Annotated in this window: 21 protein-coding genes and 2 pseudogenes; 10 read left to right on the top strand and 13 right to left on the bottom strand. The window is 67.8% G+C overall.

Annotated elements, in window-relative coordinates:
* Positions 1 to 123, top strand: a pseudogene (locus tag ACNA0R_RS16200) (electron transfer flavoprotein subunit alpha/FixB family protein); the annotation flags it as partial.
* A gap of 144 nt (positions 124 to 267) precedes the next feature.
* Complete coding sequence (locus ACNA0R_RS16205) at positions 268 to 1,098, top strand: alpha/beta fold hydrolase (RefSeq protein ID WP_415827065.1); 831 nt, start codon at positions 268 to 270, stop codon at positions 1,096 to 1,098.
* A 103-nt stretch (positions 1,099 to 1,201) separates the two neighbouring features.
* Here ACNA0R_RS16205 and ACNA0R_RS16210 read toward each other — a convergent pair whose 3' ends face one another.
* The 3 genes from ACNA0R_RS16210 to ACNA0R_RS16220 all read right to left on the bottom strand — a co-directional run bounded on the left by ACNA0R_RS16210 (position 1,202) and on the right by ACNA0R_RS16220 (position 5,091).
* Positions 1,202 to 3,277: a 2Fe-2S iron-sulfur cluster-binding protein gene (locus tag ACNA0R_RS16210; RefSeq protein ID WP_415827066.1), complete on the bottom strand. Its 2,076-nt coding sequence runs from the start codon at positions 3,275 to 3,277 to the stop codon at positions 1,202 to 1,204.
* A 105-nt stretch (positions 3,278 to 3,382) separates the two neighbouring features.
* Positions 3,383 to 3,994: a glutathione S-transferase family protein gene (locus ACNA0R_RS16215; RefSeq protein WP_415827067.1), complete on the bottom strand. Its 612-nt coding sequence runs from the start codon at positions 3,992 to 3,994 to the stop codon at positions 3,383 to 3,385.
* Positions 3,995 to 4,191: 197 nt separating this feature from the next.
* Complete coding sequence (locus ACNA0R_RS16220) at positions 4,192 to 5,091, bottom strand: LysR family transcriptional regulator (RefSeq protein WP_415827068.1); 900 nt, start codon at positions 5,089 to 5,091, stop codon at positions 4,192 to 4,194.
* 238 nt (positions 5,092 to 5,329) lie between these two features.
* On the opposite strand from ACNA0R_RS16220, the gene ACNA0R_RS16225 reads away from it, so the two are divergent.
* A complete protein-coding gene (locus ACNA0R_RS16225) occupies positions 5,330 to 5,803 on the top strand; it encodes a universal stress protein (RefSeq protein ID WP_415827069.1) in 474 nt (157 codons plus the stop codon).
* Between the two features lie 103 nt (positions 5,804 to 5,906).
* Here ACNA0R_RS16225 and cuyA read toward each other — a convergent pair whose 3' ends face one another.
* Complete coding sequence (cuyA, locus tag ACNA0R_RS16230) at positions 5,907 to 6,920, bottom strand: D-cysteate sulfo-lyase (RefSeq protein WP_462935917.1); 1,014 nt, start codon at positions 6,918 to 6,920, stop codon at positions 5,907 to 5,909.
* 188 nt (positions 6,921 to 7,108) lie between these two features.
* Here cuyA and ACNA0R_RS16235 point away from each other — a divergent pair, with 188 nt between their 5' ends.
* Entirely contained in the window at positions 7,109 to 8,059 is a 951-nt protein-coding gene (locus ACNA0R_RS16235) for a LysR family transcriptional regulator (RefSeq protein WP_415827071.1), read from the top strand.
* 75 nt (positions 8,060 to 8,134) lie between these two features.
* Positions 8,135 to 8,608 carry a universal stress protein gene (locus ACNA0R_RS16240; protein ID WP_415827072.1) on the top strand — a complete coding sequence of 158 codons (474 nt, stop codon included), beginning with the start codon at positions 8,135 to 8,137 and terminating at the stop codon, positions 8,606 to 8,608.
* Positions 8,609 to 8,610: 2 nt separating this feature from the next.
* Here the strand turns inward: ACNA0R_RS16240 and ACNA0R_RS16245 are convergent, their stop codons facing one another.
* The 4 genes from ACNA0R_RS16245 to ACNA0R_RS16260 all read right to left on the bottom strand — a co-directional run bounded on the left by ACNA0R_RS16245 (position 8,611) and on the right by ACNA0R_RS16260 (position 12,206).
* The gene (locus tag ACNA0R_RS16245) at positions 8,611 to 9,603 is read right to left on the bottom strand and encodes a zinc-dependent alcohol dehydrogenase family protein (protein WP_415827073.1); all 993 of its coding nucleotides are present in this window, start codon (positions 9,601 to 9,603) and stop codon (positions 8,611 to 8,613) included.
* Between the two features lie 23 nt (positions 9,604 to 9,626).
* Positions 9,627 to 10,052 (bottom strand): universal stress protein, encoded by a 426-nt coding sequence (locus ACNA0R_RS16250; RefSeq protein WP_415827074.1) that lies wholly within the window; start codon positions 10,050 to 10,052, stop codon positions 9,627 to 9,629.
* A 52-nt stretch (positions 10,053 to 10,104) separates the two neighbouring features.
* The gene (locus ACNA0R_RS16255) at positions 10,105 to 10,293 is read right to left on the bottom strand and encodes a hypothetical protein (protein ID WP_415827075.1); all 189 of its coding nucleotides are present in this window, start codon (positions 10,291 to 10,293) and stop codon (positions 10,105 to 10,107) included.
* 98 nt (positions 10,294 to 10,391) lie between these two features.
* Positions 10,392 to 12,206: a PHA/PHB synthase family protein gene (locus ACNA0R_RS16260; protein ID WP_415827076.1), complete on the bottom strand. Its 1,815-nt coding sequence runs from the start codon at positions 12,204 to 12,206 to the stop codon at positions 10,392 to 10,394.
* A gap of 94 nt (positions 12,207 to 12,300) precedes the next feature.
* Here ACNA0R_RS16260 and ACNA0R_RS16265 point away from each other — a divergent pair.
* A pseudogene (locus ACNA0R_RS16265) lies at positions 12,301 to 12,717 on the top strand (SDR family oxidoreductase); the annotation flags it as partial.
* On the opposite strand, the gene ACNA0R_RS16270 reads toward ACNA0R_RS16265, so the two are convergent.
* Complete coding sequence (locus ACNA0R_RS16270; protein WP_415827077.1) at positions 12,669 to 13,409, bottom strand: hypothetical protein; 741 nt, start codon at positions 13,407 to 13,409, stop codon at positions 12,669 to 12,671. The pseudogene ACNA0R_RS16265 and the gene ACNA0R_RS16270 overlap by 49 nt on opposite strands.
* Positions 13,410 to 13,767: 358 nt before the next feature.
* On the opposite strand from ACNA0R_RS16270, the gene ACNA0R_RS16275 reads away from it, so the two are divergent.
* Positions 13,768 to 16,506 carry a cation-translocating P-type ATPase gene (locus tag ACNA0R_RS16275; RefSeq protein WP_415827078.1) on the top strand — a complete coding sequence of 913 codons (2,739 nt, stop codon included), beginning with the start codon at positions 13,768 to 13,770 and terminating at the stop codon, positions 16,504 to 16,506.
* Here the strand turns inward: ACNA0R_RS16275 and ACNA0R_RS16280 are convergent.
* On the bottom strand, positions 16,493 to 16,705 hold the full coding sequence (locus ACNA0R_RS16280; RefSeq protein ID WP_415827079.1) for a hypothetical protein: 213 nt from the start codon (positions 16,703 to 16,705) through the stop codon (positions 16,493 to 16,495). The two genes, ACNA0R_RS16275 and ACNA0R_RS16280, sit on opposite strands and share 14 nt — an antisense overlap.
* Before the next feature lie 111 nt (positions 16,706 to 16,816).
* Entirely contained in the window at positions 16,817 to 17,524 is a 708-nt protein-coding gene (locus tag ACNA0R_RS16285; RefSeq protein ID WP_415827080.1) for an HAD family hydrolase, read from the bottom strand.
* Between the two features lie 244 nt (positions 17,525 to 17,768).
* On the opposite strand from ACNA0R_RS16285, the gene ACNA0R_RS16290 reads away from it, so the two are divergent.
* Together ACNA0R_RS16290 and ACNA0R_RS16295 are read left to right on the top strand one after the other, a co-directional pair.
* Positions 17,769 to 18,023: a hypothetical protein gene (locus tag ACNA0R_RS16290; protein ID WP_415827081.1), complete on the top strand. Its 255-nt coding sequence runs from the start codon at positions 17,769 to 17,771 to the stop codon at positions 18,021 to 18,023.
* Positions 18,024 to 18,159: 136 nt separating this feature from the next.
* Positions 18,160 to 18,837, top strand: a complete 678-nt coding sequence (locus ACNA0R_RS16295; RefSeq protein WP_415827082.1) for a DUF3313 domain-containing protein — start codon at positions 18,160 to 18,162, stop codon at positions 18,835 to 18,837.
* A gap of 72 nt (positions 18,838 to 18,909) precedes the next feature.
* Here the strand turns inward: ACNA0R_RS16295 and ACNA0R_RS16300 are convergent, their stop codons facing one another.
* Positions 18,910 to 19,887, bottom strand: coding sequence for a Bug family tripartite tricarboxylate transporter substrate binding protein (locus ACNA0R_RS16300; RefSeq protein WP_415827083.1), 978 nt, complete (start codon positions 19,885 to 19,887; stop codon positions 18,910 to 18,912).
* Positions 19,888 to 19,900: 13 nt separating this feature from the next.
* Positions 19,901 to 21,151: a CaiB/BaiF CoA transferase family protein gene (locus ACNA0R_RS16305; protein ID WP_415827084.1), complete on the bottom strand. Its 1,251-nt coding sequence runs from the start codon at positions 21,149 to 21,151 to the stop codon at positions 19,901 to 19,903.
* Positions 21,152 to 21,227: 76 nt separating this feature from the next.
* Between ACNA0R_RS16305 and ACNA0R_RS16310 the strand changes: the two genes are divergently transcribed.
* Positions 21,228 to 22,199 (top strand): NAD(P)H-dependent flavin oxidoreductase, encoded by a 972-nt coding sequence (locus tag ACNA0R_RS16310; RefSeq protein WP_415827085.1) that lies wholly within the window; start codon positions 21,228 to 21,230, stop codon positions 22,197 to 22,199.
* The last annotated feature ends 10 nt before the right edge of the window (positions 22,200 to 22,209 follow it).

The following is a 22,209-nucleotide window of genomic DNA, read 5'->3' on the forward strand; positions in this document are numbered from 1 at the left end:
AAGGACTCCAAGGTCATCGTCGCCATCAACAAGGATGCCGAAGCGCCGATATTCGGCGTGGCCGACTATGGCCTGGTCGGCGATCTGTTCACGGTGGTGCCGGAGCTGGTCAAGGCGCTTTGAACGACGTCGACACGACAAGGTCCCGCCGGGCGGGCGGCCTGCGTCGGCGCCCGGCGGTGTCGGGAAATATCTAACAGAAAATTGATACGTCGACCGCGGTGTTGCCTCTATGCTGGCGTGGTTTTGCAAATCGAGGGCTACATTATGTCGATGAACCGACGCGCTTTCGCCGCGACCCTGGCTGGCGCCGCGGCCACCACGCTCCTTCCCGGGCTGCGCATGTCCGCGCAGGCTGCGCCAGCCCACACCAACCCGATGCCCGCCGCGACTTCCGGCACCGTCAAAAACGTCGTGCTGGCGCACGGTCTGTTCGCCGACGGTTCCTGCTGGACCGAGGTGATCGCCCGTTTGCAGGCGGCCGGGATGAACGCCACGGCCGTTCAGAATCCGCTGACGACGTTTCCCGAGGCCGTCGACGCGGTACGCCGCGTCCTGGACAGGCAGGATGGCCCCACCGTGCTGGTCGGCCATTCCTTTTCCGGCATGCTCGTGACCGAGACCGGCGTCCATCCCAATGTGGCGTCGCTGGTCTACGTGGCGGCACGCGCGCCGGACGCCAACGAGGACTATGCGCAACTTGCCGCCAAGTATCCGACGCCGCCCGCCAGCGCCGGTATCGTCTTCGATGGCGATGAAGGCCGCCTCGGCCAGGAAGCTTTCCTGAAGGATTTCGCCGGCGACCTGCCGCGCAGGAAGGCCATGGTGCTTTACGCCGTCCAGCAGCCGTTCCGCAAGGCTTTGCTGACCGGCAAGACGACGCAGGCGGCCTGGCGTTCCAAGCCCAGCTTCTACGCCGTCTCCACCGAGGATCGCACCATCAATCCCGACCTGGAGCGTTTCATGGCCAAGCGCATGGGCGCCACGACCATCGAGGTCAAGGCCAGCCATTTGTCGCTGATCTCTCATCCCGACACCATCGCCGGCCTGATACTGCGCGCGGCCGGCAGGCAGCCGGCGCGCAAATCCGCCGCCTGACGAAGCGGGCAGGGCGAAGGCCATCCGCCGCCCCGGGGACCGGCCGCTCCGCCGACCCGGCCGATCCGGCCGGCTGGCATTGCCCTGGGCGCAGGCGCCGCGATCAAAGGTCCAGTTGCAGCGGCTTGCCGCCCGCTGCCGGCACGGAACAGCAGATCAGGGCCTCGCCATCCGGCACATCGAACTCCGGCTGTTTGGCGTAGGCGACCGCGCCCTGCACGATGCGCGTGCGGCAGCTGCCGCAGCTGCCGCTACGGCAACCGAAGGCCGGTTCCAGTCCGCGTGCTTCGGCCAGTTCCAGCAGCGAGCCGCTGCCGGGTTGCCAACGCGCTTCCTTGGCGGATTGCAGGAACATCACCGGCACGGATTCCGTCGCCGGCGGCGCGGACGGGGTGGCCGCCGGCTGCGCGGCTGCAGTCGCCGGCTGCGCCGCGTCGGCCTGGTTGCCCTGCCGGGTCAGCGACGACGTCCCGAAGGCCTCCGCGTGGATGCGGTCATCCGGCACGTTCAGCGCCCGCAGTCCATCGTAGAGCGACTGCATGAACGCGGCGGGGCCGCACAGGTAGAAGTCGTAATCGTCGAAAGGCAGCCGCGCGCGCAGCAGATCGATGTCGATGCGCCCGGACTGGTCATAATCGTCGCCGAGCCGCGCACCGGTTGGATCGCTGAGCAGCCGTAATACGTGCACGGCGCCATGGCCGTCTTCCTGCAGCGCGGCCAGTTCGGCGGCGAACGCCCGCTCCGCCAACGACCGGGCCGAGTGGAAGAACCACGTGGGCCGCATGCGCTGCTTGCGCTGGCCTTCATAAACGATATGTCGCAGCATCGCCAGCATCGGCGTCACGCCTATGCCCGCGGCCAGCAGCACCACCGGCCTTTTCTCCGCGGCGTCTATCGTGAACGCCCCGGCGGGAGCGCGTGTCTCGATGATGTCGCCCACCCGCACATGGTCATGCAGATACCGCGATGCCGCGCCGTCGCGCTTCACGCTGATCCGGTAGCCGGCGTCGGAAGGCGCCACCGACAGCGTGTAGGTGCGCGTCAGCGGCTTCTCGGCGCCAGGGGGCGTAACGCGGATCGGCAGGAACTGGCCAGCTTGATGCGGGAGAGGTCCGGCGTCGTCCGCCGGCTCCAGGTGCAGGGACCGCACCGCGCTGCTTTCCTCGACGATGCGCGTCACCCGGAACGGCCGCCAGCTATTGGCCAACGCGGCGGCGCGCAGGCGGTCGGCAACCTGATTCCAGTCGCCCGTCAGCAGGGAGCTGGGCGACTCGCCGTCCTCCTTGCGCGCCCAGCGCAGCGGCAGGGCCTGCGCGCGCCGCACGATGACCCGCGGGAAAAAGCGCCACAGGCGTTCCGCGCCCTGGAAGGCGGCGATCTCGGGCGAATCGACGATGACTTCGGCGCGGCCCGTCATCTGCAGCAGTTCACCGGTCTCGAAATCGGCGAAGGTCACACCGGCGACCGGATTGACCATGAAGTTGCCCAGGGTGTTGAAGAACAGGTTGCCGTTGAAGTCGGGAATCGTCATGCCGCCGTCGTCGTCCAGGCGCACGAATCCCGGCTTGCCGCCGCGATGCGAGACATCGACCTGGCGCCCTTCGGGCAGGTCCACGTACGAGGCGACAAACAAGGTGTCCGCATTGGCGATCAGCGCGCGGGCGTCGGCGTCCAGCGCGTCCATGACCCGCGGCGCGATGGTGGTCTGCTCGGCCGGGTCACGGGTAAAGACGATCGCGCGCTGCTGGATGTAGCGCGGACAGTTGCCGAAACTGTGGGTCACGTCGATGTGGGACAGCCTGCCGCCGGCATGACGCAGCACGCCGTTCATGCGATTGCGGCGGCGCGTCGCCAGGTCGATGCCCAGCAGGCCGATGCCCTTGCCATCTTCCAGGCCGGCATCGGCCGGATCGGCGGCTTCCCGCCCGACGTCGATGTTCAGCCGCTTGGGATCCGGCGACGCCAGGAAACCCGGATGATTGGCCCGCAAGGTCGCCCATACGGTGCCATCCGGCGCCACCGCGCCCAGGACCACGAAAGGCAGCTGTACGAAGAATTCGCGGTGCTGGTCCGGCATGTAGTCGCGTATGAAGCGACGGCCGATGTCGTCCATCCGGGCCAGCACGCCCACGCGGGATTGCATGGCCAGCTCGCCGGCGTGCCACGGTAGTGTCGACATGATGACTCCTCGATTCTGACGCTTTACAGGTCCGGTGCGCGGCCGCTGGCTGCGGCGGGCCGCCCGGGCATGGATGGATCGGCTGTGGTGGTCGCGCCCGGCCGCTCAGGCGGCAAGGCCGACAGGGGTGCGCTGGAATTCCACGAAACCGGGCAGGGCTTCGATGCTGGCCAGCCAGCGGCGCACGTGGGCATAGTCCTTCAGGTCGACGAAGCCTTCGGGCGCGCGTGCGGTGTAGCTGTACAGCGCGACGTCGGCGATGGTCGGATGACCGGCGGCGATCCACGGGCTGTCGGCCAGGGCGTCGTCCATGCGCTTCAGCACGACGTGGGCGCGGGCGATGGCGGCGTCGGCATCCAGGGGGGCGGCGAACACCGTCACCAGGCGTGCGGCGGCGGGGCCGAAGGCGATGTCGCCGGCGGCCACCGACAGCCAGCGTTGCACGGCGGCGGCTTGCGCCGGCGCTTCCGGCAGCCAATCGGTCTTGCCGGCTTTCTTGGCCAGGTAGACCAGGATGGCGTTGGAGTCGGCGATGACAGTGTCGCCATCGATCAGGACCGGCACCTGGCCGAAGGGGTTCAGCTTCAGGAAGTCGGGCTGCTTGTGGGCGCGGTTGGCCAGGTCCACCTCGATGAGTTCGGCCGGCTGGCCGATCAGGGACAGGAACAGGCGGGCGCGGTGGGCATGGCCGGACAGGGGATGGTGGAAGAGTTTCATGGTGGCAGTCCTATGGTTGCGGGTTTCGCACGTAATGTCGTGCTGAAACGAATCATAGATACGCTCCACCTCGGGAAAAACCCTCCCGCCGAGAAGTGATTCTTCTTGATTCTGGAATAATAGCGGCGCCAAGACCAGGCTGCGCCGGGCGCGCGGGTCCGCCCGCGGCCGCCGGCCAGCCGAGCGGCGCCGGCGCCTCAGTTCAGCGACTTGTCGGCGCGCAGCCGGTCGATCGCCAGGTCCAGGAAGGCGCGCACCTTCTGCATCGCGTGCCGGCCTTCGCGATGGATCACATGGATGGGCATGGGCGGCGGCTCGTAATCGGCCAGCACCACGCGCAGCTTGCCGTCCCATAGTTCGCCCGCCACCTGGTAGGAGAGTACGCGAGCCATGCCGAAGCCCGCCACGGCCGCGGCGATGGCGGAATCATTGGTCGTCGTGGCCAGGCGCGGCGTGAAGCGCAGGGGCTTCAGTTCGTCCTGGTCCATGAAGCGCCACTCGGCCAAGGCGCTCACGCCGGTGGTCTGGATCAGGGTGTGCGCCAGCAGATCGTCGGGCGAGCGCGGCACGCCGTGCTGCGCCAGATAGGCCGGCGCGGCGCATACCACGCGCCGCACGCGTCCCACCGGGATGGCTTGCAATGAAGAACTCGGCAGCTCGCCGATGCGCACGCCCACGTCCACGCCTTCATCGATGAAGCTGACGTTCCGATCCAGCAGCAGGCAGTTGACGTCCACCTCGGGATAGCGCTGCAGGTATTCGACGACGATGGGCGTCACGTGCCGCGCGCCGAACAGGACCGGCGCGGTCACCACCAGGTTGCCGCGCGGCGCCGCATGGGCGCCCGCCGCCGACAGTTCGGCTTCTTCTATATCGCTCAGGATGCGCTTGCAGTTGTCCAGATAGGCCGCCCCGGTTTCGGTGGGCCGCACCACGCGGGTGGTGCGCGTCAGCAGGCGCACGCCCAGATGGGCTTCCAGTTCGGTAATGACGCGGCTGACCACCGACAGCGAGACGTCGAGCTTGCGCGCGGCCGCGGTAAAGCCACCGCTTTCGACCACGGTGACGAAGGTCTTCATGGCGTGCAGGCGGTCCACGCGGCGACTCCGGTTATTGAGGTTATTGGTGTAGGCGGCAGTATATCCAGCGACGCATCCCGCGGGATCGCCGGCGGGCGCGCACTGAGGGCGGCGGGCGCCGGGCAGGCCGCCATGGCGTCTGTTGACGCAAGTCAACACGCGCTGAACGCGCGGCCGATACAGTGTCACCCGAGGCGGTGTTCCCAGCCGCGATGCGCGCACGGGCAATCCAGGCCAGACGATAAGGAAAGCGACGATGTACAAGAAAATCCTCGTACCGGTCGACGGCAGCGAGACCAGCGGCAGGGCCCTGGAGCAGGCCGTCAAGCTGGCCCAGCTGAGCCATGGCCATATCCGGCTGATCCACATCCTGGATACGCTGCTGTACGCCAATGGTTTCGAGCGGCCGGAAATCTACGTGCACCAGCTGCTGCCTTCCATGCTGCGCGCCGGCCATCGCGTCCTGGCGGATGCACGGCATGTCCTGGAAAAGCACGGCGTGGCCTGCGATTGCCATCTGGAGGAGTGCGATGGCCGCCGCGTTTCCGAAATCATCGTCGACCATGCCAGGGATTGGAAGGCCGACGTGATCGTGATGGGCACCCATGGCCGCCGCGGCATCAACCGCCTGATGATGGGCAGCGACGCCGAGCTGGTGGTACGCACCGCGCCCGTCCCGGTGCTCCTGGTACGGCCGCCGGAGCGGGAAGGCGAGGGGCTGCCCGCTTGAGCGGCGGCGAGCCGGCGCGGACAGGCAGGGCCGTGGCGCCAGCCGGCGGCGCGCCGCGGCGCGGAATGATCGCCGCCGACAGCGGGACCGCCGCCGCGATCGCTCAGCCCTTGCGGCCGTCGAACGTGGAACGATAGGCGAACAGCGCCGCCGACCCGCCCGTATGGACGAAGACCAGGTTCTGGTCGTCGCTGTATTTGCCGGCGCGGATCTGCGCGATCAGGCCGGCCATGCCTTTGCCGGAGTACACCGGATCCAGCAGGATGCCTTCAAGTTCCGCGGTCAGGCGCACGGCTTCTATCATGCCTTCGGTCGGCACGCCGTAGCCGGCGCCGACATGCCCCGCGTCCACCAGCACGTCCTCGCGCCGCACGGAATCGGTGGGCAGGCCCATGTAGTCGCGCGTTGCCTGGGTCAGCTTCCAGACGTTCTCGATCTGCTGTTCCCGCGCCGCGCGCACGCTGATGCCCATGACGGGGATGCCGCTGTTCATGGCGGCCAGGCCGGCCACCAGGCCGGCCTGCGTGCCGGCGCTGCCGGTGGCGTGCACGACGCTGTCGATGCGCAGGCCCATCTCGAAGGACTGCGTCAGCAGTTCCTGGGCGCAACCGACATAGCCCAGCGCGCCGACCGGGTTCGATCCGCCGCCGGGAATGACGTAAGGCTTCTTGCCACGTTCGCGCAACTGCGCCGCCAGTTCTTCCATGGCGTGCTGCATATTGGTGCCGGCGGGCAGGCGCGCGGCGATTTCGCCGCCCAGCAGCCGGTCCAGCATGACATTGCCCGATTCCTCGTAGTCCTCGCCGCCGTCGCTGACGCGCTGTTCCAGCAGGATCTTGCAGTCCAGGCCGAAGCGGGCGGCCGCGGCCACCGTCTGGCGCGCATGATTGGATTGCACCGCGCCCTGCGTGATCAGCGTGTCCGCGCCTTGCGCCAGCGCTTCGGCCACCAGGAATTCCAGCTTGCGGGTCTTGTTGCCGCCGGTGGCCAGCCCGGTGCAATCGTCGCGCTTGATGTACAGGTTGGGGCCGCCCAGGTGACGGGACAGGTTGGGTAGCGGCTCCAGCGGCGTCGGAAAATGGCCCAGGCGTACACGGGGATAGGCGGCAAGATGCATCATGGTTGGAATCCCGGAATAGATTGGCGAAGGGCGAGAGTACCGGACAGCCGCGCCGTGCGCCCAATGCTATATTTTCCGCCGCCCATGTTTTTTTTGCATAAGGGCACGCACCGGCCGACGCGCCGTGCGGCTTTCCATGCCAGCCGGCCGTGCTGCCGTCCGGCGCAGCTGGCCGACCCTCGCACATGAAGCTGATCTGGCTCGAAGATTTCCTCGCGTTGCTGCACGCCGGTACGTTCTCGCGCGCCGCGGCGATGCGCAACATCACCCAGCCGGCGTTCTCCCGCCGCATACAAATGCTGGAGGACTGGCTGGGCGTGCGGTTGATCGACCGCACCAGTCCCGGCCTGCGCCTGACACCGGTGGGCGAGCGCTATACCCACGAGTTCCGCGCCCTGTTGATGCAGGCCACGGAACTGCGCAACCGCATACAGGCCGAGGAGCAAGGCGTCCGGCGCGTGCGCGTGGCGGCGCAGCACACCCTGACCATTACCTGGTTGCCCGCGCTGCTGCGGCTGGTGCAGCGCGAAGCGCCGGCCGTCGAGCTGGGCGTGGATGCCGAGGACCGCCCCGACAGCATCGCCCGGTTCTCCTCCGGCGAAGCGCAACTGCTGCTGTGCCTGGAAGCCGATACGCCGTTGCAGGCCTCCATGCCGCACACGGAGCGCCTGCCGCTGGGCCATGACAGGCTGATCGCCGTCAGTGCCGCCACGCCTGCGGGCACGCCCGCGCACCGGCCGCGCCCGGGACGCGCGGTGCGGCTACTGGGCTATCCCGCGCCCAGCTTCATGGGCGCCATCCTGTACAAGCATTGCCTGCCGCCGCTGATGGACCGGTACGAGGTGCGCATCGTGCAGGAATCCGGCTTCGTCGCCGGCATCAAGGAAATGGTGCTCGCCGGCACGGGCATGGCCTGGCTGCCCGAGCGCCTGATCGCCCGCGAACTGGCCACCGGCGCGCTGGTGGCCGCCAGCGCCGATCTGCCCACGGTCGATGTCCCGGTATCCCTGTACCGCGCGGCGCGCGCCGGCGGCCACACGGTGGTGGACGAGATCTGGGCGCTGCTGAAGGCACATCATCGTTTGCAGGACGCCGGGCCGGAAAGCCCCGGCGCGGCGCACGCCGGAAACCCTTGACCCAGATCACGGTGAACCACGGGCTGAGCGCGCAGCATAAGGACTACCGCGACAGGAAAATCCAAGGAGCCCCTTATGTACCGGAAAATCATGGTTGCCGTGGACGGCAGCAAGATCGCGCGCGCCGCCGTCGAACACGCGGCCCGTCTGGCGGCATCGGAACGCGCCACGCTGTACGCCATCTGCGTCGCCGAGTATCCGACCGCCTACTACACCTCGCTGGTCTATGATCCGTCGGCAGTGTCGGACGCCGTCGAAGCGGATGCCCGCAAGGTCCTGGATGATGTGACCGCCGCCGTCGCCAAGACCGGCGTGGTCGTGGAATCGCATTTGATCGACGGCAGCGAAGTCGACGACACCGTCGCCGAACGCCTGCTGCAGGCCGCGCGCGACATCAACGCGGACCTGGTGGTGCTGGGCACACATGGCCGGCGCGGCGTGAGGCGGGTGCTGTTGGGCAGCGTGGCGGAGGCATTTATCCGCATCTCCGATCGCCCCGTGTTGCTATATCCGGATAAGGCCTCGCGCGGCGCGCTCGCCGCGGATTGACATCAGGTCGCCGGCGGCACCAGTACCGCCGCGCCCACCAGCCGGCCCTCGCGCAGATCGGCCAGGGCACGGTTGGCGTCGGCCAGGGCGTAAGTCGTCGTATGCATCTTTATCGACGCCGCGCCGGCGACCCGCAGGAACTCCTCGCCGTCCTGGCGGGTCAGGTTGGCGACCGACACGATCTGCCTTTCTTCCCACAGCAGGCGATAGGGAAAGGAAGGAATATCGCTCATATGGATACCGCCGCAGACCACGCGGCCGCCCTTGCGCACGGCGGCCAGCGCCGCGGGTACCAGCGCGCCCACCGGCGCGAACAGGATCGCCGCGTCGAGCTCGCGCGGAGGCCGCTGATCGGACCCGCCGGCCCAGGCCGCCCCCAGCGCCAGGGCCAGCGCTTGCGCGGCATCGTCTCCCGGACGCGTGAATGCATAGACAGTCCGGCCCTGGCGCCGGCACACCTGCGCCAGGATATGGGCCGCCGCGCCGAAGCCATACAGGCCGATGTGTTGCGCATTACCTGCTGCCCTGAGCGAGCGCCAGCCTATCAATCCGGCGCACATCAGCGGCGCGGCAGCCACCGGATCCAGATTGGCCGGGAAGGGAAACACGAAGTTCGCGTCGGCCAGGGTATGGGTGGCGAAGCCGCCGTCGACGGTGTAGCCGGTGAACAGCGGCGTGTCGCACAGGTTTTCCTGGCCCTGGCCGCAATAGGGACAATGCCCGCAGGTATGCGCAAGCCAGGCGACGCCCACGCGCGTGCCTGGCGCGGGGGCGGTCACGCCGGCGCCCAGCGCGTCGACGATGCCGACGATCTCGTGGCCGGGCACGATGGGCAGATTGGGATGGGGCAGCTCGCCGTCGACGACATGCAGGTCGGTGCGGCAAACGCCGCAGGCCTCTATGCGGATGCGCACCTGGCCGGCGCCGGGTTGCGGCAGCGGACGCGATTCGCGCACCAGGGGTGCGCCGGGCGATCGCAGGACCATCGCTTCCATACGCGTGCCTCCCATGGCGACAGCTATTTGACGATGGTGACGGGCACCTGCGCCAGATGCAGCGTTTTGGTGGTCACCGAGCCCAGCCACAGCCCGGCGGTCGTGCCCAGGCCGCGCGAGCCCATGACGATCTGGTCGCATTTGTGCTGTTCGGCGGCCGCCGCGATGGTCTCGGCAATGTGGCCTACTTTGATATGGGCCTCATAAGGCACGTGTGCTTCATCCAGCAAGGCCTTGGCCTTCGCCAGCATGGATTCGCCTTCTTCCTGGTGGTAGCGGCGTATCGTGTCCTGGTCTACGAACAGGCGGACGGAACCGGAAATGACCGGGATCTGGACGTTGAGCAGATGCAGCGTAAGCGGCTCGTACATCTTTATGTGCCGGACGACATAATTCAGCGCGCGCAGCGCATTGTCCGAGCCGTCGATGGGAACGAGTATGCAACTCATGGAGTCTCCTTGGCGGCGGGCGCCGCGTAAGCGATGGGCGGATATTCGCGGCTCAGCCGGCCGCGATCATGGGATGGCCGGGGTCCTGCGCTCGGCGCCTTTCTTCGTCGGCGGCGTCGCGCAGCATGGTTTCCGCAAGCCGCAGCGCGCTCAGCACGTCGCCGGTATCGGCGCCGAAGCCAAGCACGTAATGAACGATGAGGCACGCCATACGGTTGACGTCGTACGAATCGGTGTTCATTTGCGATCTCCTCTCGACCTTCCCGCAGTGTCGGTTGCCCGCCACCGGTTGTCGTTGACCTGCATCAAGCAACATCCGGCGCCGCGGCCGGCGGCGTGCTAGCGGCCATGCACGTACTCGCCGGGGGCGTCGCAGATTGCGCCTTCCGGTGGATAGGCGGGGGCCGGCCCCTTCGGCGCGGAATGGCGCACCAGCCAGGCCTCCCAGTGCGGCCACCACGATCCTTCGACTCTTTCCGCCTGTTCGGCCCAGTCCGCGGGACCGACATAAGCCGCGCCCTGATGCCGCAGCCCCCAGCGGAAATCGCGGTTCGGCAGCCCGGGTTCGCTGACAATGCCCACGTTGTGTCCACCGGAGCACAGCACGAACGTAAGGTCGCGGTGATACAGAAGGTGCAGCTTGTAGACGGACTCCCAGGGGGAAATATGGTCGCGCTCCGTGGCGACGGCATACATCGGTATGCGGATGTCCGCCAGCGCCACGGGCTGCCCGCGCACGCACAGGCGTCCCGCCGCCAGATCGTTGTTCAGGTATAGGCGGTTCAGCGTTTCGCTATGCATGCGGTAGGGCAGGCGCGTGATGTCGGCGTTCCAGGCCATCAGGTCGGTCAGACGCAGCTCGCGGCCCAGCAGGTAATCGCGCACCAGCCGCGACCAGATGAGGTCGCGCGAGTTCAGCAGCTGGAACACGCCGGCCAGCTGCCTGCCGTCCAGGTAACCCTGCTGCCACATCAATGCGTCCAGGAAAGTGAGGCCGCTGTGGCTGATGAACAGTCCGAGTTCGCCGGGCTCGGCGAAGTCCGTCTGGGCGGCCAGCAGCGTAATGCTGCGCAGGAGCGGACGCCGCTCATGCCGCCGCGCCAACGCCGCCGCCGTGATGGCGAGCAGCGTGCCACCCAGGCAATAGCCGACGCCATGGATCCGCCGTCCGCCGCTGTCCTGCGCCGCCTCCTGCAGGGCGGCCAGCAGGCCGTCATGGACGTACTCATCCATGCCCCATTCACGGGCTTCTTCGCCGGGGTTCTTCCACGATATCGCGTAGACGGTATGGCCGTGCTGCACCAGGTAGCGGATCAGCGAATTGTGGGGCGACAGGTCCAGGATGTAGTACTTGAGCAGCCAGGAGGGGATGATAAGCACGGGCTCGCGCCAGGTCTCGCTCGTGGCCGGCGCGTAGCGGATCAGTTCCAGCATGTCATTGCGGTAGATGACCGTGCCGGGCGTCGCCGCGATGTCCTTGCCGACGCGGAATACTTCCATGTTTTCGGCCGAGGCGCCCGGCGCGTGTCCCGCCGCCATGGCGCAGGCATCCATCCACCAGCGCCTGGCGCCTTTCAGCAGATTCAATCCGCCCGTATCGCCGATGGCCTCCAGTACCTCGGGATTGGCGAACCAGAAGTTGCTGGGCGAGAACATGTCGAGTACCTGGCGGCCGATGAAATTGACCGCCTGCTGGTCATGCGGCGTCGCGCCGCTGACGCCGTGCGTGGCCGCGTCCCAGCTGCCTTCGAGCCGCTGGAATGCCGACTGCCATTGCGAAAAAGGCCAGGTCTTCCAGTCGGGATGGCGAAAACGCGGATCGGGACGATGGTGATAGCGTTCGAACTGGCGGGCGGCTTCCTCCGGCGACTGCAAGGACGCCAGGGCGATCGATAGTTGTTTGCCGGGGGCCATGGCCAGGTGCATGGCCCAGTCCAGCCAATCCAGGCAGATGCCCAGCGGCGACACGCCGCCGACAGCGCGCGCCATCGCCGCATGGCCCAGCCGGTCCAGGCCGCGCCATGGCGGCTCCGGCGGCGCCGGACATTGGGCCGGGGCGGATGCGCCCTTCGTCGCGACCTTCGCCGGTACGAGGGCCGCGGTCGCCGCGCCGGCGATGACGGCGCCGTTCGTGCTTGATAACTGCCTTCCCATCGCGCCACCTCGCAGGTAGGGGAGATAGGCCCATCGTAGGTCCGCGCGCGGGCGAACGGATTGACATAGCGCAATACCTTGCCGCGAACCGCGGCTTAGGCTGGGACTGACCTCGGTCTTCAACATGACCCAGCCGGTGCTGGACGGGATGGTGCGGGCCGAGTGGGGGCGCATCGTGAACATCGCGTCGATCAACGGCCAGCGCGGCCAGTTCGGCCAGGCCAACTATGCCGCCGCCAAGGCCGGCATGCACGGCTTCACCATGTCGCTCGCGCAGGAAATGGCGCGCCACGGCGTCACCGTCAATACGGTGTCCCCGGGATACCTGGCCACGCGCATGGTCACCAGCATGCCCAAGGAAGTGCTCGATACCCGGATACTGCCACTCATACCGGTGGGCAGACTGGGGCAGCCCGAGGAGATCGCCGCCCTGGTGAACTTCCTGGTATCGGAAGACGCCGCCTACATTACCGGCACCAATCTGGCCGCCAATGGCGGCCTGTTCATGCATCGAGCGGCCGCGACGCTCGCGCCCTCACATAGGCAAGCCGCGGCGAGGGCGGTGTGCCGCGCGGCCGGCGCATGACGCGCGGCCTCCGGTGCCGGCACGAACAGCGAGATTGCCGAATAGCAAGCCAGCACGCCGGCGATCGCTGCCGCGCATTTGCAGCGTCGTGCCGAACGGCCCGCATCTGCCTCCAATACACCGGTGTTCACCAGCACCAAAGATGCCAGCGCGATGGCAATCGCACTGCCGACGACGGCGATGCCGGCAGCGCGCGCGCCATGCAGCACGGTCGTGTCGTTCCAGTGCAGATAGCCGCGGACGCCCTCGGTGAGGACGACCCATCCGACCAGTGCGCCCGCCACGAGCGATAGTGCTTTGCCGCCCGCGCCGTGGCGGGCAGCGGAAGGACGGGGGCGTTCGGCACGCGGCATCGACATCGCCAGCAGGAAGGCGAGCCCCGCGTATACCGCGAGCCGTGCCGCCCCATGCAGCCGTGCCGCATCCTGGGCCGCGTATATCGTTGCCGCCGGACAGGACGCGCAGGCAAGGAGCGCCAGCATTCCCGCCGCCAGCCCGCCGGCCAGGACGACCGCGCCGAATCGGTACAGCACGACCAGGCACACGATCAAAGTCAGCGCTATCCCGGGTATGGCGTCCAGGCTGGGCCGCAGCGATACCGTCAATATGGATTCCATGGGCAGCCTCCGTCGTTGGAGGTGCGAGCGTGGCTCCCGACAAACGTGCCCGTACCGCCTTGCGGGATGCAACGCGCGACACTATCCGGATCGTCGCGCGAGCATAGCGTTATTGCCGCCCGCACTGCCACCCTCCAACGGCTCTAATCCGGGTCGGATGCCAGCCGTGCGTGTACGGCGGCGATTGATATAGCGCAACACCTTCGCAGCCACGAGGGCCTAGCCTGGAACCGACGCGGACGAAGGTCGTCCGGTATCGACACCCATGCAAGGAGAGACCATGGCGCAGGAAGGCGCGTCGCGCACCGGCGGTAGCGCGACCAACGGCGGGCTGGGCGGGTACTGAACGGCCGAACCGATGGATGCGCCGCGCAACGTCAATGCTTACGCCCACGCCGCGCGAGCCGATGAGCTTCTGGCCAGCCTGCGCGTGTCGGGCGCTACCGGACTGGCCGAGAGCGAAGTCGCGCCGCGCCGGGAGCGGTATGGACCGAATACGGTGGCCGCCAGGCGCGACGCCAGTCCCATGCGCCTGCTGGTGCATCAGTTCAAGGGCGCGGTCGTGTACATCCTGGCCGGCGCCGCCAGCCTGGCCTTCTATTTCGGCGAAACGGAGGAAGGCAGCGTCATAGCCGCCGTCCTGGTCATCAACGCCCTCATCGGCTTCCTGACGGAGCTGAAGGCGGCGCGCTCGATACACGCCTTGCGTTCCCTGGGCGCGCGCACGGCGCGCGTACGCCGGGATGGCCGTATCCGCGTCATTCCGGCGCAGGATCTCGTGCCCGGCGACATCGTCCTCTTCGACGCGGGCGACGCGATACCGGCGGACCTGCGCTTGATCGAGGCGACCGGCCTGGCCGCGGATGAATCGACCTTGACCGGCGAATCGGTCGCCGTCGAAAAGCAGTCCCACCCGGTCAATGCCGAGGCGCGCCTGGGCGAGCGTGCATCCATGCTGTACAAGGGCACCGGTGTGACGCGCGGCAGCGGCAGCGGCGTCGTTGTCGCCACCGGCCTGGCCACGGAGCTGGGCCGGGTTACCCGCCTGGTGCTTGACGCGGACCCGGGCATATCGCCGCTGGAACGCCATCTGGCGCGGCTGTCGGCGCAACTGGGCTGGGCAACCCTGGCCGTCGCGGCCATGATCGCGGCAATCGGTCTGGCGCGGGGCGGCGATCCTTTGCTGATGGTGGAGGCAGCCATCGCCCTGGCCGTTGCCGCCATCCCGGAAGGCCTGCCCATCGTGGCGACGCTGGCGCTTGCGCGCGGCATGTGGCGCATGGCGCGCCGGCATGCACTGATCGAACGCCTGTCGGCGGTCGAGACCCTGGGCGCGACCACGATCATCCTGACCGACAAGACCGGCACCCTGACCGAGAACCGGATGACGGTGCGCCGCCTGTGCACGGCGGCGTCGGACATCGCCTTGGACTCGGACGCCGCCGGCGCGGCCGCGGTCGAGCAGGCCGCCGCGTGGATCCGGGACCCGCGGGCCGGCGCGCTGCTGCGGATCGCCGTCCTGTGCAACGACGCCAGCCTGGACGGCGGGGACCGCGCCAGCGGCGATCCGATGGAAGTCGCGCTGCTGCGCGCCGGGCTGCGGGCCGGCATGAATCGCGCGGCGCTGCTGCAGGGACGCCCGCTGGCGATGAAGCATGCGTTCGACTCATCGAAGAAGATGATGGCGACCGTGCATGCGACGGACGGCGGCTTTGTGTACGCGATAAAGGGCGCGCCCGAGGCTGTGCTGGCGGCCTGCGCACAGGTCATGGACGGCGACGTTACGCTGCGCATGGATAATCGGGCGCGGGCCGAATGGCTGGCCCGCGCCGATCGCCTCGCGGGGCAGGGGCTGCGGGTGCTGGCATGCGCGACGAAGGTCGATACGACGCAGGATCGCGATCCCTATGCGGCGCTATCGCTGCTCGGCCTTATCGCGCTGGAGGATCCCGCGCGCGCCGATGTGCCGCCGGCGATCCGCGATTGCCGGCAAGCCGGCATACGCGTGGTGATGGTGACAGGGGACCACGCGGTGACCGCGCGCAGCATAGGGCAGGCGATAGGCATGGTAGGGGAGCATGCCGTTGTCGTCGAAGGCAGGGACGTGGCACGGACGATCGCCACCGGCCATCCCGCGCTGAGCGACATCGAGATCTACGCCCGCGTGAGTCCGGAGGAAAAACTGCTGCTGGTCAAGGCCTATCAGGCCTCCGGCCAGATCGTCGCCATGACCGGCGACGGCGTCAATGACGCTCCGGCCCTGCGGCAGGCCGACATCGGCGTGGCGATGGGCTTGCGGGGCACCGACGTCGCGCGCGAGGCGGCGGACATGGTACTGCTCGATGATGCCTTCCCCAGCATCGTCAGGGCGATACGCGAAGGCCGTGTGATCTTCGGCAACATACGCCGCTTCATCGTCTACCTGCTGTCGTGCAATCTCAGCGAGGTCATGGCGGTCGGATTCGCCGTGCTGTGGGCCTTGCCGCTGCCTTTGCTGCCTTTGCAAATCCTTTACCTGAATCTCGTCACCGACGTATTTCCCGCTTTCGCGCTGGCGATGGGCGAGGGCGAGCCGGGCATCCTGCGACGTCCTCCGCGCAGTCCGAAGGAGCCGATACTCGGGCGTCGCCAATGGACCGTTATCGTGCTGTATGCGGCGGCTCTGACAGGCTGCGTGTTCGGCGCGATGGCCGTCGGGCAGGCGATGGGGCTGGACGCGGCGCGGTCGGTCACCGTCAGCTTCCTGACGCTGGCGTTCGCGCAGCTGTGGCATGCGTTCAACATGCGGGCGGCGCGGTCCCGGCTGTTGGTCAATGAGGTAACCCGCAATGCCTGGCTGTGGGGTGCCTTGGCGCTGTGCACCGTGCTGCTGGCGGTGCCGCCCTATGTGCCGGCCGTCGCCGCGCTGCTGCATCTCGCGCCTTTGGGCGCCGGCATGTGGACCATCGTTCTGGGATTCAGCATCTTGCCCTTGGTCCTGGGGCAAGCCGGCCTGTGGTTGAGCCGCTCGTTCGGCCGCTCCTGCACGCCTGCGGAATGCAAGAGCACTGCGGAATGCAAGAGCAGCAGCCGAACGAACGGGTTCAGGGCCGGATGATGTTTTCCTGCCCCGGGCGGCGCGCTCCAGGACCGTGTTGCCGGCTGCTGGTCTGGTCCTGGCCCGTGCCGAGCTGATCAGCGTGGCCGTCTTTCTTGGTACGGTGCTGGCCGTCGCCATGGCTGCGCTGGTTCTCGCGCGACAGGTCGTCCGCCTGGGCGGTCGTGTCGTCGGTGTTCACGTTTTGGGGATGCGTCATCGTTTGCTCCTGGATGTTGCGTGAGCAAAAAGCGCAGCATGGGACATGCCCGCGTTGGCGCTTCCCTGTGCCGCGGCGTTTCTCGCGTTTGGCGGTGCTCCGCCGTGCGTTTCAGCGCGGCCCGGTGCTGTCCCGCGCGCCCCGGTGCCGCAGCAGCGGAATGACCTGCCGCAGGTCCGGCAGGATATGCATGCACAACGCACGCATCTCATCCGTGGGCGCCAGCACGTCGGGCACCATGACCACAGCCACTTCAGCCGCATGGGCGGCTCGCACGCCGTTGTAGGAGTCTTCCAGGGCCAGGCAGCGCGCGGGCGCGAGGCCCAGCGTGTCGGCCGCGCGCAGATACAGATCGGGATGCGGCTTGCCGCGCGCCACGTCGTCGCGCGTGACGACCGCATCGAAGCGGTCCAGGACCCTGGCGGCCGTCAGATGATGCATGGTCTTTTCGCGCGACGATGACGTGGCCACGGCGCGCGGCAGGCCGCGCTGATCCAGATGCCGCAGCAGGGCCTCCGCGCCCGGCCGCAATTCCAGCAGGCCCGCGTCGATCATGATGTGCAGATGGCGCGTCGCGCTGGCGAAGAGCGCGTCCGCGGGCGCGTCGGCCCCATAGCGGTCCAGCAGCAGGCGCCGGCAATCGTCGGCGGGCATGCCGATCAGCGACTCGCAGAAATCGCGGGGCGTGTCGATCCCGAATTCCTCGCCGGCCGACACCAGCGCCCGCACGGCCAGCGTTTCCGTATTCAGCAGCAGGCCGTCCATGTCGAAGATGACGCCCTGGAAACATCGTGGTCGCGTCGGGAGCAGGGTAGACATCTGTTCTTCAACCATGAAACGTAGCGTCGGATCCGCAAGCACGGGATTGGCCGCGGCGCGCGGCACCGTATCGTAACCGGCCGGCGGGCCAGGATACGCCGCGATAGCGGACATGCCGCTCAGGCCGGCGCGGTTTCTCGCTCCAGGCTCATCCTCCAGGCTCATCCGGCCTGCGCTGGCCCGCCGCTTGCCTGGGGATGCGGGCACGGGCTTCCACGTCCGGATCATCGAGGGAAAAACAGGCATGGAGTTGGAAATTATCGATCTGCTGCAATGGCCCGCCATGGCGGCATCGCTGGCCGCCGCCTGGCTGGTCGCATCATCACGCAAGCATCGCCGCAATGCCGGCTTCTGGGTCTTCCTGTTAAGCAATGTGCTGTGGATCGCCTGGGGCTGGCACGACGATGCCTATGCGCTGATCGCGCTCCAACTCGGCCTGGCGGCGACCAATATCCGCGGCGTTCGCAAGACCACGCCGGATGCCGAAACGGCGCCTTGACGCCGGCCTCGGCCTGGCCGTTTCCGGCCGGCTACGGCATCCGGGGGCAACCCTGGGCTGCCATGCGGACAGCGAATGCGCCCAAGCCGAGTGTTCAGTGGTTCAATATGGCCCGTCCACCAAGGGAGGAACGGCGATGAACAAACTCAAGGCAGGCAGCATAGGCGCGGTACTGGTCGTTCTGGCGGGTTGCGCGGCATCGCCGCCCAAGGAGTCCGGTTTCCTTGGCAACGAATATTCCAGGATGCATGAGACCCGCGCACCGGGCGGCGGCACGCGGCTTTCCTATCTGAATCCGAAATTCCAGCCGGCCAATTACCAGGCCGTATTCCTGGAGGGGGTGACCTACTATCCCGAGCCGCAGCCCACCGATAACGTTTCCCGGGACACGCTGGACCAGATCCGCGTCTATACCGATACGTCGTTGCGACAGAAGATCGGCCAGCAGGTCCGACTGGTGGACCGGCCGGGGCCCGGCGTCGCGCGCATCCGTGTGGCGATCACGGCGGTGGGCAGCGAGACCCAGCCGCTCGCGCCGTATCAGTACATTCCGATCAGCCTGGTAATCACGGGCGCCAAGGCCGCCATAGAAGGCGGGCGTCCGCAGGACGCGAAGATCGCCATAGAGACCGAAGTGTCCGACAGCGTCACGAACGAGGTTCTCTACGCCGCGGTGCGCGGCGGCACCGGCAAGGAGATCGGCAATTCCCGCGAGGCGCAGGGCGGCGTCCGCCTGGACAGCCTGAAGACGCTGATCGACACCTGGACCACCGGCGCATCGCAGGAAATCGTCAAGTACGTCGCCCCGCGATAGCGTTCCGGACGGGGCCGGCGCCGGCGCGCGGCGCCGCATGGCTCCCCGGTTCGCCGCGGGCGAAGATCACGATCATTCGATCTTGATGCCCGAGGCCTTGATCAGCTTCGTATAGGAAGCCCGCTCCTGGTTCACCAGCGCCTGCAGATCCCCCGGGCTGCCCGGGAGCGGGACGTTGCCGGTGGACGTCAGCTGCGCACGCAGCGACTCTCCGGTCAACGCCTTTTGCATCGCCGCATTGAGCCGGGCAACCAGTTCGGGCGGTGTTCGCGCCGGCGCGAACACCGCGAACCAGTTGCTTGCGGTGAAGCCCGGCACACCGGCCTCGATCACGGTGGGCAGCTCGGGCAACAAGGCTTCGCGCGCGCTGCCTGTAGTCGCCAGGCCCTTTACCTTGCCGGCCTTCACCAGGCTCAGCACCGTGGGCACCGAATCGAACAGCAGGTCGATATTGCCGCCCGCCAGGTCGGTCAGGGCGGGCGTCGTGCCTTTGTAGGGGATATGGCGCAGCTGGATGCCCGCGGCCTGCTGGAATGCCGCCGCGGCCAGATGCGTATTCGACCCGTTGCCGGCGGAGCCTATGGTCAATTCCCCCGGCTTTTGCTTCGCGTGGGCAATCAGGTCCGCCAGCGTCTTGTAGGGCAGGCCGGGGCGTGTCATCAGCACGTAGTCGAAGCGCGCCACCGATCCGACCGGGACGAAATCCTTTTCCGCGTCGTAGGGCAGGTCGGTCATCAACACGGGGTTGATCACGAAAGTCGCCGCGCTGCCCAGGAACAGGGTGTAGCCGTTCGGGGGGCTCGACGCCGCGGCGCGGGCCGCGATGGCGCCGCCGGCGCCAGGGCGATTCTCGACGATGAACGGCTGGCCCAGGGGGCCGGCGATCTCGGATGCCAGGGCGCGAGCGATGAAGTCGCTGCCGCCACCGGGCGCGAAACCGACGATCAGGCGGGGAGGGCGATCGGGAAAACCGCCCTGGGCTCGTGCGACCGGTACGGCCGCGGCCAGGGCGGCGGCGGCCAGCAGCCTGCGGCGCGGTAGGTCTATCATTTTTTGTCTCCTGTCAATGTGATGGCGCATCCGCCGCGGTATAGGCCGCGCCGCTGTCGAACAGTCCGTCGATGCCTTCCGGCGTGTAGCCCACTTCGGCCAGGACGGCGCGGGTGTGTTCGCCGATATGGGGCGCCGGCAGCCGCACCGACGGTTCGAAGCCCGTCATGCGTATGGCTGGCCGGATCTGCCGTATCCGGCCCTGGGTCGGATGCTGGCCGGGTTGCACCAGCCCGACGTCGCCCAGGTGCGGATCGGCCAGCAGCGATTCCAGCGTGTGGCAAGGCATGCAGGGAATATCGTGTTCCAGCAGCAGTTCGACGACTTCCTCCGTGCCGCGTTGCGCCAGCAGCTCGGCGCGGATGGCGAAAAAGTCGGAGATATGCTCGATGCGCGCCAGCGAAGTGGAAAAGCGCGCGTCCTGCGCCAGGTCCGCGCGCCCCAGCGCGACGAACAGCTTGTGCACCTGCGCATCGGTATTGGTCGTGATGCAGACATGGCCATCGCGGGTGCGCACCGGCCGCGCGTTGGGGTCCAGCAGGCGGCGGTCGCCCAAACGGTCGGTGGGCGGCTCGAAGCTGTGGCCGTACAGATGCTCGCTGAGCAGCAATCCGGCATAGCTCTCGAACATCGGGACCTCGATCACGCGGCCGCGGCCATCGCGCTGCCGCGCGAACAGGGCCGCGAGCAAGGCGTGGGCGACCATCAGGCCGGCGGTGCGGTCGATCACCACATAAGGCACATAGCGCGGCTGGCCATCCGCGCCCGTCAGCAGGCTGGCCAGCGCGGTGCCGCCTTGCAGGATGGAATCGTAGGCCGGACGGCCGGCATAGCGGCCATCGCTGCCGAAGCCGACGATGCCGCAATAGAGCAGGCCGGGCCGGCGCGCCATCAATGTATCGGCGTCCAGGCCCAGGCGCGCCACCGCGGCATTGCGCATGTTGTGCAGGAAGACGTCGGCGGTGTCGACCAGCTTCAGCAAGGCATCGCGTCCGGCCTGCTGCTTCAGGTCCAGCGAAATGCTGCGCTTGTTGCGGTTCATATGCATGAACTTGCCGGACATGCCCGGCGTGCGGGACTTGCCCGATATCCATCGGATCACATCGCCCGACTTTTCTTCCAGCTTGATGACGTCGGCGCCGTAATCCGCCAGGACCTGCGTGCAATAAGGCCCGACCACGGCCGACGTCAGGTCCACCACGCGTATGCCGGCCAAGGGCATCGCCGCATCGGCGTTGACCGCCGCTGTCTCCGTATTATTCATGCCGCGCTTCTTGGATAGTTGATTTCGTCCACTAATTAGTTTAGTTTATCAACTACTTTGACTGATATCCAGGGCCATGTACACACGCATCACCCGGACACGTATCACCGACATGCTCGGCATCGAGCATCCCATCGTGCAGGCGGGTATGAGCTGGGCTTCCTCCAGCGCGGCCCTGCCGGCGGCCGTCTCCAACGCGGGCGGCCTGGGCGTACTGGCGGCGGGGCCGCTCAGGCAGGACGACTTCGTGCGGGTGTTGGGGGAGCTGGCCGCGGCTACCGACCGGCCGTACGCGGTCAATATTCCGCTGTACCGACAGGGCGCCGCCGACATTCTTGATGCAATGCACAACGGCCGCGTACCGGTGGTGATCGCCTCGCAAGGCAGTCCCAAGGCCCACCTGGCGCGGTTTCGCGACATCGGCGCCAAATGGATACATGTCGTGGCCTCGGTGGAACACGCGCGCAAGGCCGCGGCGGCGGGCGTCGATGCGCTGGTGGTCGTCGGCACCGAAGCCGGGGGCCACCCGCCGGCCAGCGAAGTCACTACGCTGGTCGCGGTACGGCGAGTCCTGCAGGAAGTGTCCATTCCGGTGATCGCCAGCGGCGGCGTGGCGGACGGCTGGGGCATCGCCGCGATGCTGGCGCTGGGCGCCGATGCCGTGCAGCTGGGCACGCGTTTTCTCCTGACCGAAGAGGCGGCGGTGCATGCGAACTACAAGGCCGCGGTGCTGGCCGCCGACGTGCACGATACCGCCCTGGTGGGGCGTCGCGACCTCCCGATACGAGGCCTGCGCAATGCCTTCGCGCAGGCGATCTTCGATGCCGAGCGCGATCAGCTTGACCAGGAGGCGTACCTGGCAATGTTCAAGAAAAGCACGCTCAAGCAGGCGGCCCTGGACGGCGACGTCGAATGGGGCAAGGTCGAAGTCGGACAATCGGCGGGCCTGATTTCGCGCATCGAACCCGCCGCCGCCGTCATGGAGCGGCTGGTGCGCGAGCTCGCCGAAGCCACCGGTCGGCTGCGCGCCATGGCGGCATCAACCTAAGAGACAAGGG

This window comes from Bordetella sputigena (assembly GCF_965137885.1).
Taxonomy (GTDB): domain Bacteria; phylum Pseudomonadota; class Gammaproteobacteria; order Burkholderiales; family Burkholderiaceae_B; genus Bordetella_C; species Bordetella_C sputigena.